The organism is Bacillus sp. CH30_1T, assembly GCF_008364765.1.
Classification (GTDB): Bacteria; Bacillota; Bacilli; order Bacillales; family Bacillaceae_B; genus Rossellomorea.
The window spans coordinates 23953-39379 of sequence record NZ_VTUY01000001.1 but is presented as its reverse complement, the minus strand read 5'-3'; the positions used below and the strand labels follow the sequence as shown (position 1 = coordinate 39379).

General features: G+C 39.8%; 11 protein-coding genes. 8 read left to right on the top strand and 3 right to left on the bottom strand.

The features are described 5' to 3' along the window. Positions 1–135: 135 nt before the first annotated feature. The 6 genes from F0342_RS00195 (at position 136) to F0342_RS00170 (ending at position 5443) form a co-directional block, all read left to right on the top strand. Positions 136–1269: a DUF2515 family protein gene (locus F0342_RS00195; protein ID WP_149154059.1), complete on the top strand. Its 1134-nt coding sequence runs from the start codon at positions 136–138 to the stop codon at positions 1267–1269. A gap of 22 nt (positions 1270–1291) precedes the next feature. Continuing rightward, positions 1292–1648, top strand: a complete 357-nt coding sequence (locus F0342_RS00190) for a CBO0543 family protein (protein ID WP_316252564.1) — start codon at positions 1292–1294, stop codon at positions 1646–1648. Between the two features lie 908 nt (positions 1649–2556). After that, complete coding sequence (locus tag F0342_RS00185) at positions 2557–2751, top strand: hypothetical protein (RefSeq protein ID WP_149154058.1); 195 nt, start codon at positions 2557–2559, stop codon at positions 2749–2751. A gap of 323 nt (positions 2752–3074) precedes the next feature. Next, positions 3075–3476: a CBO0543 family protein gene (locus tag F0342_RS00180; protein WP_316252563.1), complete on the top strand. Its 402-nt coding sequence runs from the start codon at positions 3075–3077 to the stop codon at positions 3474–3476. A 24-nt stretch (positions 3477–3500) separates the two neighbouring features. Next, entirely contained in the window at positions 3501–3965 is a 465-nt protein-coding gene (locus F0342_RS00175) for a hypothetical protein (RefSeq protein WP_149154056.1), read from the top strand. Between the two features lie 428 nt (positions 3966–4393). Beyond that, positions 4394–5443, top strand: coding sequence for a hypothetical protein (locus tag F0342_RS00170; RefSeq protein ID WP_149154055.1), 1050 nt, complete (start codon positions 4394–4396; stop codon positions 5441–5443). A gap of 75 nt (positions 5444–5518) precedes the next feature. Here the strand turns inward: F0342_RS00170 and F0342_RS00165 are convergent, their stop codons facing one another. The 3 genes from F0342_RS00165 to F0342_RS00155 are packed head-to-tail and all read right to left on the bottom strand — an operon-like array spanning position 5519 to position 8953. Beyond that, on the bottom strand, positions 5519–6571 hold the full coding sequence (locus F0342_RS00165) for a Ger(x)C family spore germination protein (RefSeq protein ID WP_149154054.1): 1053 nt from the start codon (positions 6569–6571) through the stop codon (positions 5519–5521). Next, positions 6561–7640 carry a GerAB/ArcD/ProY family transporter gene (locus F0342_RS00160; protein WP_149154053.1) on the bottom strand — a complete coding sequence of 360 codons (1080 nt, stop codon included), beginning with the start codon at positions 7638–7640 and terminating at the stop codon, positions 6561–6563. Before F0342_RS00160 ends, F0342_RS00165 begins: the two co-directional genes overlap by 11 nt. Then, positions 7637–8953, bottom strand: a complete 1317-nt coding sequence (locus F0342_RS00155; protein WP_149154052.1) for a spore germination protein — start codon at positions 8951–8953, stop codon at positions 7637–7639. The genes F0342_RS00160 and F0342_RS00155 overlap by 4 nt, the downstream gene beginning before the upstream one ends. A 672-nt stretch (positions 8954–9625) precedes the next feature. Between F0342_RS00155 and F0342_RS00150 the strand changes: the two genes are divergently transcribed. After that, the gene (locus F0342_RS00150) at positions 9626–13981 is read left to right on the top strand and encodes a S8 family peptidase (RefSeq protein ID WP_149154051.1); all 4356 of its coding nucleotides are present in this window, start codon (positions 9626–9628) and stop codon (positions 13979–13981) included. Between the two features lie 408 nt (positions 13982–14389). Next, positions 14390–15394: a LacI family DNA-binding transcriptional regulator gene (locus F0342_RS00145; RefSeq protein ID WP_149154050.1), complete on the top strand. Its 1005-nt coding sequence runs from the start codon at positions 14390–14392 to the stop codon at positions 15392–15394. Positions 15395–15427 lie beyond the last annotated feature (33 nt).

Below are 15427 nucleotides of genomic sequence, written 5' to 3'. Positions count from 1 at the left end.
GTTGGTATCCAACTTAAATTTATAATCGACGACAGAAAAGAGGCAGATTTAATTTAGTGAAGGACTTCTAAGTTATTGAGGAATTTAATAGTTATACAATAAACAGATATGGAGAGAGAATTGATGGAGGAGAGGATGACAATCTTTTTCCAAAAGAAACAAGAGAAATCCCCAATTGGCTGGATAAAAAAAGAATTAAAGAATAGGATGAGAATCCAAAAAACTGCCAACTTATCAGAGGAAGAGAAGAAGATCCTCGAACAAATTAGGCTTGAGACAAAGAAATGGAATATAAATAATGTGACAAGAACAAAAGCCTATTTGGATTTTTACCGGCAGTATCCAGAAATTCATTGGGCGTTTTTAGGGCATATGGTTTCCAGAAATGGCGGCTGGAATATGACCGATTTAAAAGGGGAGCTTTTATCCAGGTTACTGTCGGACAGAGAAAAACAATCTTTTTTTGACTTTTTGGAAAGAGGGAATTGGCTTATTTTTCAAGATGCCTACCCTCAATTTTTGATTTACCGCGAAAGCCTGAGAAGGAACAAACCGTTATTTTTCCTATTTCCTTTCCTTAATATTTCTGTCTTTGTGGAAACGGTCTGGAGCTGCTTTTGGAGAGAGCCGCATCCATCCATTCTCACAACAGCCCTTATTATTAATGAACAAAGCTATTTAGAAAAAAGGGTGATTCAGAATCCGCGTTATAAACAAGAGGTTTTTGATAAGCTCGAATTCAAGCTACAGGAGCTGCTGTCCTTCAATCAAATCCTTTTCCCATACAAAAAGGACGGAATGATCCACTTGAAGGGCCAGACTTTAAACCAATTCGAATCTTTACGTGAACGAATTTTATTAGGGAAGAGGCTATATGATGTCCTGTTCATGAACAAGGATGTGCTTGCCTACACGGAACTGTGGGCGAATCGCCATCCGCATACTGGATCACGGAAGGATTATTGGCCGGATATTTTTAACGATATCCACGAAGGGCTGCCGGGCGAGAAATATCAATTTCAATTAAAATCGTGCAAACTGCGGCCAGGAGGAAGACGAATCTATACCCCTACCCTTGAAAACTCCTGGGAAAATGTCAGTCATGAAGATGCTGAGATAGGGGACTGGTATGAAGACTTACACGTATTCGATTATTTCATAGACTTACAAGATGTCATTAATGGGGAGATTCAACATGCATACTGTAAAACACTTGAAAGACTCGAGCTCGCAGCCCTCGCAAAAAAGGCAGTTGCAAATTGGAATTAGAGGGTATATACCAGCGATGCTATTGGCCTCGTTATTAGGAACCTATTTAGATCTTTATTTCATTGGAAATCATTTTTATTCCTTTCCGTTACGTCCGCTACCATCTATTTTTTCCATTAATATTTTATTCACATTGGCTGTTCTTCCCATCACCATGATGATTCTGCTAATAATCTTACAAAGATTAAAAGGCTGGCTAAAAGGATTGTTCGTTTTATGCATCAGTGTAGCTATGGCGGCTATGGAGAAAATGGCAGAGACTATGGGGATGTTTGTTCATGCCGATCACTGGAATCACCTGTATACATTTGTTGGATATTGCCTATTTATTGGATTGATAGCTACTTTTCATGAATGGATGAAATTTAGGACCAAATAATTGAAATGAAAAGAGGCTGGGACAAAAGAGTTTTAGTCTATAAAACCCGAACCAACCCGCTTCCTAGTAGGCAGATTGGTTCGGGTTTATTATTTATTTTGGGTCCATTTGATTTTAGCAGTCTCCAGCGGTTGATTGGAGTGCAAGACGAAGACTCCTGCGGGAAGAGTAGCTTATGTGAGACCCCGCAGGCTTGCCGAGGAGGCTCACGGGCTACCCGCGGAAAGCGAAGTCTTGCACGGAAATCATTAGCGGTATGAAGTACCTACACTTCTATTGTTCGTCTTTATTTGGTGATTTTTAGTTTTGTCCCAGTCTCTTTTCATTAATCAAATTAATAAACCAGAAAAATAGGAGAGAAAAGGTGGGTAACTTGTCTTTCATTTATAAGTCAAAAATTCGTTTTTATTAAGGGGAGTTAACACTCTTTTTACAAATTGGTGAAGCTCCAAGCGTTCGACAAATTTTTAAAACTCACTTGTTATAATGGCATTGATTTAAGAGGAAGGGGGATGAAATATTCTAAATTTATTCAGATGAAAAACGATTTGGAAGCAAAAGAAAGTACTGATTGTTGGATCTGTACTTAGCAGCAAGAATAACATCCATCTTCAAAAATATTCAAGTTAAAATGATAGGAGGAGGAAACATGGCGGAGATATTACTTTATGTTGGTACATATCTAACTGTTACTCTTGCTCTTTGCTGGCTAATTACAATCGCGTTTAATCTGTTTATAAAATAAATTCAATCCTCCAAAAACGGTCGTTAACATTTATTTTCTGCAAATCTATGTCTCCCTTTGAAAGAACATGGCATCTAAATAACTATTCCAATTAGCGTTGTTTCGTTTACTTAAAATCGGGGTGATATACCCAGTTATCTTACATTCCAGGGAGGGAATTGATGTGTGGGTTTTAACACTTTTTCTACAGGACAGGATCAAAATGTTTGAGTATGAGAATAAGGATGAAGCCAGAATAGAGTTTGACAAAGCAGATGGATGCAAGATCCTTTCTGAGATCATCCATTATACGGACTTTGAGAATAGAGGCAAGTTAAAATCCCCTTGGTTAAATAAAGAAAATAAAAAATTGTATTGAAAAGTAATTGGAGCTTTGGATAAGAAAGGGGCTGTCCAAAAAGTCAGTAGCTACTGCTTTTTGATGCCCCTCTTTACATTTAAAATAAGCTTAAATTTATCGGTCAAAGTATAAAGGACGGGATAAAGGACCCAATGGCGCGAGCGGTTAGTATATTTGGTTCCAATAATCTCGAAGAAAAGAGTTAGCATAACGCATGATGCTTAACATCATACTATAAACAAAACCTTTCAACGGAGGATCATGTTGTGGAGAAAAAAATGTTAAGCGTACTCATTTCCATATGCCTGATCTGCTTCCCATTCTTATTCAGGGGTTCTATGATGAAGCAGAACTTAATCGTTTTCTTTTCAAAAGGCGTTGTGTCCACTCTAGTTGATACATATGTTGTGTCGGAGAAACGTGTTGCCTATCCAATTCGCCCCTTTCCAGGAGTGTTTAGGACAAACATTATTTTTGATATGCTGTTTTTTCCATTGTTGAGTGTGATCTGGGTTAAACAAACGTATAATGACGGTTTATGGACGATCCTTTTGAAAAGTTTGACCTGGAGTGTTCCCATGAGCATAACTCAATGGTTTCTGGTGAAATACACAAGGTTAATTCAATGGAAAAAGTGGTCGCCATTTCATACCTTTGGTTCTGTAAGTTTCACATTATTTATCATCAGGGGGCTTGTATCCGTCGTTAAAAGATTGGATCAAGCTAAGAGTACTCAATATTAAATCGTTAACTAAAGGTTTGGTCATATGAAAAAGACTCAAAAACTAGAAGTGGTGTTATGGAGCATAGCATTTCCAGGCTTTGGGCAGTTGTTGAATGGTCATGTCATGAAAGGGTTCTTATTTGTTTTATTAGAATTTATCATTAATAGCATGAGTACATTTAATCTGTCTATCATGTATAGCTTTCTTGGCAGAATTGAGGAAGCTGGAGAAGTGATCCATTATCAGTGGATCATGTTTTATCCATGTGTTTACATGTATGCGATGTATGATGCCTACAAATTTTCAGATGGAGAGAATCCTCCGTTATCGTTTATTCCATTTGCCTTCGCTGCCTACTTTGTCACGGTTGGAATCATGTATTCCCCCCATCCAATCCTCTCCGTTCACTTTGGTCCGATTTGGCTGCCTATGCTTGCGCTAATTCCGGGATTGGCGGCAGGGTTTATCATTCGGGCAATTTTGCTGAGGTTTACCTCATTTTCATAACCGGATATTGGTGCCTGTCCCCCAACACGGTAAAGCTTTAGCGTGCTGGGGGATTGATTGGGAGGGAGAGAGAAACAGGAGGGAGTTGGGTTGGGACGATTTATTGATGGGGAGTTATCCTTTTGTAAAGTTATCTGGTTGTTGTTCCATTCTTTTGAATTGTTATATTGAAATGCTCACTTGGCCCTCCTGTCTTTAGGAGGATTTTTTTATTTGGACTGGTCCTGGTCATAATCTTTGTATAATTTCGCATAAGGATGATTATGTTGCTCAATTAGAGGGGCATCTTCTTTAATAAGTTATTGTGGAAAATGGAAATCGAGATAATAGTATTAAGTTAAAAGGAAGGATTCTTTATCAAAAACGGCTGGACAGAATTTTTAATTATTCAAGTTATATTATTATGAACTTGATTTGGGGAGGGTTAAATGGAACCGAAAATAAATGTCAAAAGTTCAACACATTTTTCCTGGTTGTCACGCTGGCCACAGTGGGCAGGGTATGCAGCGGCTCTATGGTCCCTACTATACGGGTTACTCGGGCTGTACTGGTTATTAGGTGGAAACGGATTTCCTTTCGGTAAAAACGATCCACGAGCAGAAATGATGGGATCCTTTTTATTAAATCTTAATGTGGATGTCGGGGGTTCAGTCATCGCCCTAGCTGGATTGGTAGGAACAGCAGTAGCTCTAGCGATGGTAAAAACATGGGGACGTCGTTTTCCTCGTATTATAGTACTCTCCTATGCGTGGATAATGAGTGGGACGCTTATATTCGTAGTTCCAGATTCGCGAATTGTACAGAATTTTGCTTATTTGTTTTTGCTTCACTTTGATCTGCTGGACTGGAGAGTTGTTAACCAAGTTCTTTGTATATTAGGTGGGTTCATTTGGATAGCTGCTGCAATAGCATACTTTCGTCATACACGGGATGCCTGCGGTAATTGTGGTAGGAATGACGATAACGAAGTATCATCAGCAAGAGCTGCAGAATGGGGAAAGTGGTTTACCTATTTAGCTGTTGTTATGGCATTGCCATACGGTATTGTCCGGTGGGCGTGGGCAATAGGCATTCCTTTGGGAACGAACAATTCATCAATGGTTGGGAATATAGACATTATCATAACTGAAGCTATACTGGGAGGTTTATGTATTGTCGGTGGAATTCTGACCCTTGGCCTAATTCAGAAATGGGGAGTGATTTTTCCACGGTGGTGTTTATTTCTAGCAGGTAAACAAATTCCAATTTGGTTATGTTTGGTACCTGCTATATTGATGTCTGCTATGATCACAATCACGGCTATAAAGCTCAGTCCACAAATCATATCTATGATGATTAATGGTTCAATTACAAGTGAGAATTGGGGACATTTTGTTCCTTTTTTATCCTGGCTACCATGGGGAATATCCTTAGGGCTGGCAACTCTAGCTTATTATCTAAAAAGACGAGGAAGATGCAAGCATTGTGGTAAACTTTAACTCCTCATTTTAATGGTTGTTAAATAACATGAGTGGAGAAGTTTGAATTCTTTACCCTTCTATTCGATTCTTGTATTACTCTAATTTAGCATGGACCTGAAAATTCACTTTTAATTCAGGATAATATTCCTCTCTCCAGTTTTTTAATTCACGATAAGGAACCTGATGACGAAAATGCTGGCCAAATCCAAAAACGTCTGTGTTGTTTCTTTGCGTTTTTTCAAGAATATCGTAAAATCGCTTTTCGATTACCTCTTCAAGTTCCGTAATTATCTGTTTATTCGTCATGCCTTCTTTTCTTTCTAAAATGTCTATTTTCAAGTGTAAATCACTTGACATCATTGGTTTCTGATTTTCCATTGATTTATTATTTTTGATTGAGCTGTTTGTGACGATAATATCAGCATCTTTTATACTCTCTAGACTGCCTTTTTCATTAATGTTCCGAAACAAATTTATTAGTTGACTTTCATCAGGGCTGATCGAGTCTATGATTTTTCCTTTCTTCATAATCGCTGCACCTTCGTAAGTTAATACTGTATCTTTCCCGGAATGAACAACTGGGACGGCTATATCTTTCGTATATGAAAACAAGCTTCGATATACTTCCCAAACAGGGGTACTAAAGATTGCTGGTGCCCAGCCGGCTCCTTTATTAAAATAGTCATAGATGGAGGTAGAATGGGCACCTAATTTATCGTTAATGCTAGATAACACATTCTCGACATTGTCCTGTGTAATGGCTATCAGCGCTCTTGACGGAATCTCTTCTGATTTCATTAAGAACTTTAAAAGTTCCTTAAATCTCTGTTGGTTATCTGCCAAATTGTTTTGAATGACAATTAATCTTATTTGTGAGTAATCAACGGCATCTTCTGAATTTGTGCGAATTTGTTCAAGTACACTTGCCATGTTTTCGCCTTTACTTGTAACCGTTCTTGATATTTGGTTATCATCTTTTAATATGGGGATCTGCAAAGTTAATTTATAATCTTCATTATCTTCCTTGGAAATGCCCATTACTAAAGGAAGGAAGCGTTTATTTATATCTTTAATATCCCAACACCCACATATAAAGATGGATGACATGAAAACGATCAATAATTTATAGAGTTTATTATTTTTCATTTTCTAACACGCCTCTTTTCGATAAGATACCAATGATAAAAATGGTAAGTGGAATAATAATCATAGAATAGGATTGGGCACCTAAGCTCCATAGAAAGTATTTTTCAACCAAAGATCGGTTTGGAACCAATAAAGCCAAAATAAATGAGATAACAGAAAAAGTAATAATCCAATAAGTGGACTTCACTCTAAGATATTTAAATGTTTTTCCCATGACTTGTCCAATCATCCAGAGCATTACGGAATTTGCCAATATCACTAAACCAACTAACGATATACCGAAGAACATCGTTTGTCGGTTGAATGAAAACCAGCTAATGTCTACTGAATCCATTGCTTCCACAAAAGGGTCGCTCAGCGTAACAGCCGTTTCTTGTCCAAATATAAAAAGCGGTATATACACTACCGATAGAAAAATCAGCGTTGTACTAACGCTTGCTAAAAATATTTGGCGGAATGTTACTTTTGAATAGGAAGAGGTAAATCCTAAAAATAAAAATGATGAAAATCCCAGTAGATAGAAAAACTTTTTATCTAACATGAACTTGGCAGGGGAATTCCAACCAGGCGTAACGTTATGTAAATCAAAATTTACAACAGATGAAAAAATGTTAAATACTACTATCGGAATAACAAACAAGAAAATAAAAGCCGAAGAACGCAAAATGGTCCCTAAACCTTTTATAGCTGCATAAACCGAAATGAAAAATAACAGTAATAATATCGACCAATAAGGGGTCCTAGGTAAAAATATCGAAATAATAACTTCCGTGTGCATTCTCATGTTAAACGCAACTATCGAAAGTAGATTTAGTACAAAAGGGGTAAGAAAAATGATGGCCACCCATCTCCCTTTTGTTAAATAAATATCAATGACATCACTCTCGGGAAAATAATTTAATCCTTTAATGTAAATCCAAAGTAGTATCAATTGCAGGCAACCTAAGCATATAACCACTTCCCAATGAGCCGTTTTCGTTAATGTGTAAACAAGGTCGGGATAGATTAAATAGCCAAAACTTAAATGTATGATTACGAAAACCGCTCCAATTTGTATCCGCTGTGTCACTTTGTTTCTCCTTTTTGTTCAATACGAAAGGTTGTATAAGGAATGTCGTTGGATGTTAAACTTGCCAAATATATGATTGTGAAAGTGAACCCTGTACATACACCTAAAATACCGAAAAGTGATGCCAAAATTAGAATGGGGTATTTTAGCAAACGTATGTACAAGGAGTTTTGCACTCCAATCACTGCCGAACTTGCAATGACCACAGCTGTGATCACGATAACCAATAGATTACTGACTAATTTGGCCTCAACCATCGCCTGCCCGAGAATAATTCCTCCTACCATTGTAATAGTGGGACCTACGCTTTTAGGAAGTCTCACTATTGCTTCTAGTATTAAATCCACAATAACCACCATTGCGATCGTTTCAAGAAATGCCGACAATGGAATACCTTCCCTGCTCTTGGCAACAAACAGAGCTAGATCGGTTCTAAATACTTCAGGGTTAACTGAGACCAAAGAAACATATAAAGCGGGAAGTAAGAGCGTAGCCACAACTCCTATGACTCTAAAGATTCTAATCATAAAGGACAGTATAAAAGGGAAATTGCGATCGTTTATACTGATTATCATATCGCTAAGTAGATTGGGAAAAATAAGCGCGAAGGGACAAGCATCTAAAAAAATCACGACTCTGTTCTTTTTTAAGGAGTGTATAGCTTGAATCGGGAGTTCAGAGGTGAACAGATGACTGACAGGACTAAACCTACGCCGTCCAAATTGTTTATTAAGATCATCAATGGTTTCAATGTCTGATTTTATTTGATGTAACTGCTGGTTGACTTTTTCAATAATAGAATTTGGGACTCTTCCTTCAATATAGAGCATGGATAGCTTTCGCTTTTCGAGTTCTCCCACTTGATAGGAAACATGACAAAGACGTTCAGTGCACAGCCTTTTTCGTATCATTCCAACGTTAATACTAATATCCTCTCCAAATGCATCCATGGAGGCTTGAATAGGACTTTCATTCTTAGGCTCTTCAATGCTACTACTAAGATTTGGGGCAATCGGATCTATAACAGCATTCTCTTCCCCATCTTTTGAAACGATGATTAGTTTGCCTTCTAATACGGCTTTAATTAATTGTTCTGTATCAACGTTAATCTGGTCACTGAGGTTTGTTAAAAGGGCTTTTAAAGAAGTAGACGAAGCAGCCATTTGTTGAATATATAATTTCGACTTAGTTAAATCCACTAGCGTATTAAATCCAATAAGATAGATTGCGGATTCCTGAACTAATTCTTCTTCTACAAAAAAATCATCGTGATTGGAAAACTTGGTTTTTATTTCCTTTACTATATGCCTCATTCATTTGCCCCTTAGAAAATTGTAATCTAAAAAAATTGTTTGCAATAAGGGGCGTTTTTATACAATAAATGAAGAATAGTTAACGAAAGGGAAGTGTCGTAGTAAGTTTAGAAAGAAGCTGGAATGGTTATAAAGTCTTGATCATTTTCTAATGGAGATATCATATTTATACAACCTGGAATTTAGAACGAATGTTGACTAGTTCCAATATAGTTAATAGAAAAAGCTGTCTGCTTGACAGCTTTTTCTATTTGTATCGTATTCAAATTAATCAATAATTATAGATTTGGGGGAATCATGGGGGCTATTTATCCTGCTATCTTAATAACCCTTGTAAATCCAAGCTCCTTTTGGGGTAAATGTTGGGAAAATTAGAAAAATAAAGGAAATTACAAATGAAACTCTGAATTGTAACATTCAATAGAAAGATCGGAAGTAAAAGAAATGCAGTTTCAGAGATTAGTAGAAAATAATTATCACTTGCCTCAATTTATCTTTTTTTATTGCTCTGATTCATCGCCATGACGTGCTTTTGGCTATTTATGTGGATTTTGAAAGGAGGTGAATTCTATTGAAATGGGACAGCTTTGGTTAACCATTAAATATCATCTAGATGCCATTTCCTGAATGGAGGAACAGGACTTACAATTCTAGAATTAATGGAGGGGTATTATGAGAGGAAGAAAAAGCAAAGCAAAATGGTTGTCAATTGTTCTTACCCTGGTCATGTGTGTTCCATTAATATTTCCACCCACAGCAGGAGCAGCAAATTCCACTCAACCGGCATTATCAAATGATAAGCCGTATACTTCAGTAAAAGACAGCGCCAAAATCAGCCCGCAATCCAAGATAACATCTAAACTGCAAGATCAATTCAAGAAGGAAAAGCACGTCACATACTTAGTGAAGTTCAAGGAGCAGGTAGACACTAAGTCCGTTGCAAAGAAAGCGACTGAGAAAGCTCAAAAGCAAAAGTTATCCACAAACAGTAAAAAACTATTAAAACGAAATATGGTCGTTTCTGAGCTGCGTTCTACCGCACTTGAAACCCAGGCAGAAGTGAAAAAATACTTAAATAAACAGAAAAAATCCGGTGATGTCAAAGAATTCAATGATTTCTATGTGGTCAACGGTATGGCGGTTACGAGTACAAAAGAAGTAATGGAAAAGATTGTTAATTTCCCTGAAGTCGAAAAAATACTTCCAAATGAAACACGTCAGCTTATTCAGCCGGCTAAAGCGGAAACTTCTTCTGTAGGCGTTATGCCAAAGGAAAAAGAAGCTGGAAATAATACGTCCAGCATTGGATGGAACATCGACCATATCGGTGCTCCTGCTGTCTGGGGAATGGGAATCGACGGAGCAGGTACTGTTATCGCCTCCATCGATACCGGTGTTCAATGGAATCATCCAGCATTGAAAGAAAAATATCGAGGGTTTGATCCGCAAAATCCTGAATCCCCAAACCATGAATTCAGCTGGTTTGATGCGACTGCAGGACAAGGTGCTCCTTACGATGATCAAGGTCACGGTACACATGTAACCGGGACAATGGTTGGGTCTGAACCTGATGGCAGTAATCAAATCGGCGTAGCTCCGGGAGCCAAGTGGATTGCGGTAAAAGCCTTTACTGCCGACGGAGGAACCGATGTTGATCTACTGGAGGCAGGAGAATGGATTCTCGCTCCAAAAGACGCTGAAGGAAATCCGCACCCTGAAATGGCTCCCGATGTTGTCAACAACTCATGGGGCGGCGGGGCTGGCATGGATGAATGGTATCGTGAAATGGTTGCAGCCTGGAGAGCCGCTGAAATATTCCCGGAATTTTCTGCTGGAAACACGACTCAATACAACCCGGGTGGTCCCGGTTCCATAGCAACGCCTGCAAACTATCCAGAGTCATTTGCAACAGGGGCAACCGATATTAATGACAAGCTAGGCAGCTTCTCTCTTCAAGGTCCTTCTCCATACGAAGAAGTAAAGCCTGAAATCTCTGCGCCAGGAGTGAATATCCGTTCTTCAGTACCTGGAAGCAATTATGAAGGCGGGTGGAATGGCACCTCCATGGCAGGGCCGCACGTATCCGCAGTGGTCGCATTAATGAAGCAAGCGAATGCGAGCTTGACAGTGGATGAAATCGAAGATATTTTAATCTCCACTGCTGTCCCGTTAACAGATGATACTTTCCCTGAATCGCCAAACAACGGCTATGGACATGGATTGGTAAATGCCTTTGATGCTGTTTCCTCGATCACTTCAGGATTAGGCAAAATCAAAGGACAGGTTTTAAAGGGCGGGGAGGACGAAGAAGCTCCTACGTTCGATCATACTGCTCCAGCAGATACCTATACAAATAGGAAACTGCCTTTAACCATTGATGTTCAAGATAATATAAGTATCTCTTCCGTAACTCTGCAATATGTCAATCAGTCCGGGGACTGGGCAGATGCAGAGGCAGAACGTACTTCCGGCTCATTGAATGACGGTACGTATACAGCCTCCATTCCTGGTGAGGAGATTGCAGAACCATCGGTATCTTATCGCTGGCAAATCGTAGACTTCGGTGACAACGAGGTGACGACAGAAACGTATGAAGTAAGTGTTAAGCCTGGGATTACCTTGGGCTATTTCCAGGACTTTGAGTCTGAGCCTGTCGACTGGTATTCATACGGTGTAAACGATTCATGGCAATGGGGTAAACCATCCGTGGGACTACACGCTTTCTCAGGTGAGAAAGTGTATGGAACAAATCTTTGGGGAACTTATGATAATGACGCAAACATGACATTAGCTATGCCTCCTATTGATTTACCTGAAGATAGTCCGGCTTACTTACAGTTTATGAGCTGGCACTGGTTATACACGAACCAAGATTTTGGTACTGTGTTTGTGTCCACAGACGAGGAAAACTGGACACAGTTGCTGCGTTTCAGCAATAGCAATTTAACATGGGAAGCAGAAGAAATCGATTTATCCGAATACGCTGGTGAGCGAATTTACATCGGCTTCAATGTCACTACGAATGATGCTCTCCAACGAAACGGATGGTATTTAGATGATGTTGCATTATCTGCAGAGTCTATAGAAGGGGAAGGATCTAACAAAGCCCAACTAGGAGTTCAACCTGATAAACCGGAAAAAGCGGCAGTAAAAGATAAAAAAGTAGATCCTGACAAGATTCAACCTGTCAGCACTCCTGTAAAAGAAGAAACAAAGGAAGCGGGTACCAATCCCAATGCACTTCCTCTTAACGCACAAGTAACAGTTGTAGAAACTGGCAGAACCGTCAACACACTTCTTAACGGAAAATACGAATTAACGCACGCTGCCGGAACCTATACAGTCAAAGCGGAAAGCTATGGCTATCATTCAACTGAACAGAGAGTCGAAATTCCAGAGGATGGAGAAGTGGTAGCAAACTTCACCCTCGAAGAAAAGGATTATGGTACTCTTTCTGGTACAGTAACCAACAGTTCTAATGGAGAACCTGTAGCAAATGCTACTTTACTCCTTATGGAAGACGCTTCCGTGGCACCTGTTACAACAGATGGAAATGGTAACTTCTCGATTACTGCATATGAAGGAGATTATACACTAAGAGCGATGGCAGCTTCCTTCTATAGTGAAAATGTGGAGGTTAATATCGAAGGCAGTACAGATACGGAGTTCAATCTGGAGCTGCGTCCATTCATCGGCTATCCTGGGGAAATCGGTTATGATGATGGAACAGCTGAAGATGCACGCGCATTCTATGAGGCCGGCGATGGCTGGGCTGTAAAAATGTCCTTGCCTGAAGGAAAAGAAAAAGCACTAGTCACTGGAGGTTTGTTCCGATTCTGGGAAACGGATTGGCCAAGACCTGGTGGTACTGATTTCAAGGTAGCTGTCTATGATGCTTCTGGTGCGGACGGGGCTCCTGGTCAAAAAATAGCAGGGCCATTCGACGCTACCGCATTAAGAAATGGTGAATGGACGAATGTCGATCTTTCTAAGTACGGAATAGTTGTTGAGAAAGACTTCTATTTGGTATATATCCAAGCTGACCCTTATCCAGACTCGCCTGGATTGGCTACGGATAATAATGGACAGTATGCTGCCCGCGGCTGGCAAATGGTAGATGGAGCCTGGACTCCGGCACGTGAAGAGCTCGGTAACTTCATGATCCGTGCCATCGTCAATTATGAAGTGAATGCTCCGGTCATTACTTCACCAAAAGACAACTCATTCACGAAGCATGAAACCGTTACAGTAGAAGGTAAATCAGCTCCGAACATAACCGTTCATTTGTTCAATGGTAATGATGAAGTGGCAACGGCTGAAACCACAGAAGATGGTACTTTCTCTGCAGATCTTTCCTTACAAACGGGTGAAAATACGATCACAGCCAAGGCATCCACAGAAGCAGGCATAACCGGTCCATCAGAGCCCGTTACCATAACCCTTGACCAAGTAAAACCTGAATTGGCAATTACCTCACCTGATGAGGGGGTAAAGACAAATCGTGAGGCCATTACTGTAGAAGGAACGATTTCTGAAGAGAATCTTTCTTGGGTGAAAGTAAACGGCCAAAAAGCCAGTGTAAATGACGGCCAATTCACCCACAGACTATTACTGAACGAAGGCGAAAATGTCATCCAAGTTGTCGCAAAAGACAAAGCAGGTAACAAGAAAAAACAGCGAGTAACAGTCTATGCCAAATTTGGTGACATTACGATTGACAACCTCAAGCCTTCAAAAGATAAAGAATTGAAAAAAGGTGAATCGGTTAAAATTGAATTTGACAGTGAACCAGGGCTGGATGCAACATTCGTCATTCAAATGCCTCTGACAAATGCAAGAGCACAAGTGTCAAACGCAAATGAGCTGCCGATGATGGAAATCTCAGAAGGACATTATGTCGGATACTATACCGCCACTTCAAATGTAAAAGCACCTGGAGCAGTCATTGAAGTGAAGGTGTCCGATGATTATGGAAATGTAACCACAAAGCGCGCAGAAGGAAAATTATATATTAACTCCAAGAAATAGCCGGTGATAGGGAGAAGAGTTGATTCGTCAACTCTTCTTCTTTATGGCGTGCTTGCATCTCAGCTGATCCTTAAGCGGGTTGTTGGGGTTAGATCCTGTAACGGTCGGACCCTATTTTCTGTATACACCACACACTTGGTAATAAAATAATCCAACTATCCTGTGTCTCAACTGTGCGAACTTTACCGAAGTAAAAATCTAATAATAAAAATATTTTAAAAACTTTCTAAAAACCATTGTAAAACGCTTTCAATTTTCTTATAATTGAAAACAATCAACAACTAAACCGATTTAGTAAACCGATTTATTCATTTAAAGATTGCGACAACAAAAAGAAAAAGAATACAACCAAAATTTTTTCCTTTATTACTAAACCGATTTAGTAACAAAGGGTATGGAGAAGGATTTATGAAAAGAATAACGATTTCAGATGTGGCACAGCATGCCGAAGTATCAAAAAGCACCGTCTCTCAATATATGAATAAACGATTCGACTACATGGCGCCGAAAACGAAGGAGCGCATCCGGATGGCGATCGAGGAATTGGGCTATCAGCCGAATATCGTGGCCAGAAGTTTGAAGCAGAAGTCGACGTCCACCATTGGCGTGATCGTGGCGAATATTTTACACACCTTTTCAACACAGACGATCAGGGCAGTGGAGGACATTTGCAATGAGCAGGGGTTCCATATCATTGTCTGTAATGCAGATGACAATCCTGAAAAGGAACGTGAATATATCGAGATGTTGAGAGCGAAGCAGGTAGACGGGCTCATCATCTTTCCGACGGGCGGGAACATCGAGTTGTATCAAAGGATGGTCAAGGAAAAGTATCCTCTCGTATTTGTCGACCGGATCGTAGAAGGTCTCGAAACGTCATCGATCATGCTTGATAATGAAAGCGCTATTAAAATGGCCGTCAATCATTTTTCTGAAAAGGGATATGAACGGATCGGCATTATGACCACTTCCTTGCATCGACATGTGACTCCCCGTGTGGAACGGATCAATGGATTCAGAAAAGCGCTGCGAGAGAAGGGAATTCCTGTTCGTGAAGAATATATCAAGTCCATGGAAGTTGAATTCATACAGGATGGTCTCCATGACATGCTTTTAGCCGATGAACCGCCTCGGGCATTGATTGCCGGGAACGACCTGACGTTGATCGAGATCTTAAGGTATATAAAGACAAATCATATCCGGGTGCCGGAGGAGTTGGCACTGATCGGGATAGACGATGTATCATTTGCAAGTTTGTTTACGCCGGAACTGACAACGATCGCTCAACCGACGTTCGAGATGGGGAAACAGGCTGCAGAATTATTATTGAACAAAATAAAAGACCCGGACTTTATTGAGGAAAAGCATATATATCGATTCCGACCGGAGCTGATGATTCGGCAATCTTGCTGAAAATGTGGAAGAAAGAGGGGGATGGCACCATGA

Excerpts from the sequence above, each read along its gene's own strand:
- F0342_RS00155 (WP_149154052.1), bottom strand. The coding sequence starts at position 8,953 with ATGAGGCATATAGTAAAGGAAATAAAAACCAAGTTTTCCAATCACGAT.
- F0342_RS00195 (WP_149154059.1), top strand. The coding sequence starts at position 136 with ATGACAATCTTTTTCCAAAAGAAACAAGAGAAATCCCCAATTGGCTGG.
- F0342_RS00145 (WP_149154050.1), top strand. The coding sequence starts at position 14,390 with ATGAAAAGAATAACGATTTCAGATGTGGCACAGCATGCCGAAGTATCA.
- F0342_RS00170 (WP_149154055.1), top strand. The coding sequence starts at position 4,394 with ATGGAACCGAAAATAAATGTCAAAAGTTCAACACATTTTTCCTGGTTG.
- F0342_RS00175 (WP_149154056.1), top strand. The coding sequence starts at position 3,501 with ATGAAAAAGACTCAAAAACTAGAAGTGGTGTTATGGAGCATAGCATTT.
- F0342_RS00150 (WP_149154051.1), top strand. The coding sequence starts at position 9,626 with ATGAGAGGAAGAAAAAGCAAAGCAAAATGGTTGTCAATTGTTCTTACC.
- F0342_RS00180 (WP_316252563.1), top strand. The coding sequence starts at position 3,075 with ATGAAGCAGAACTTAATCGTTTTCTTTTCAAAAGGCGTTGTGTCCACT.
- F0342_RS00165 (WP_149154054.1), bottom strand. The coding sequence starts at position 6,571 with ATGAAAAATAATAAACTCTATAAATTATTGATCGTTTTCATGTCATCC.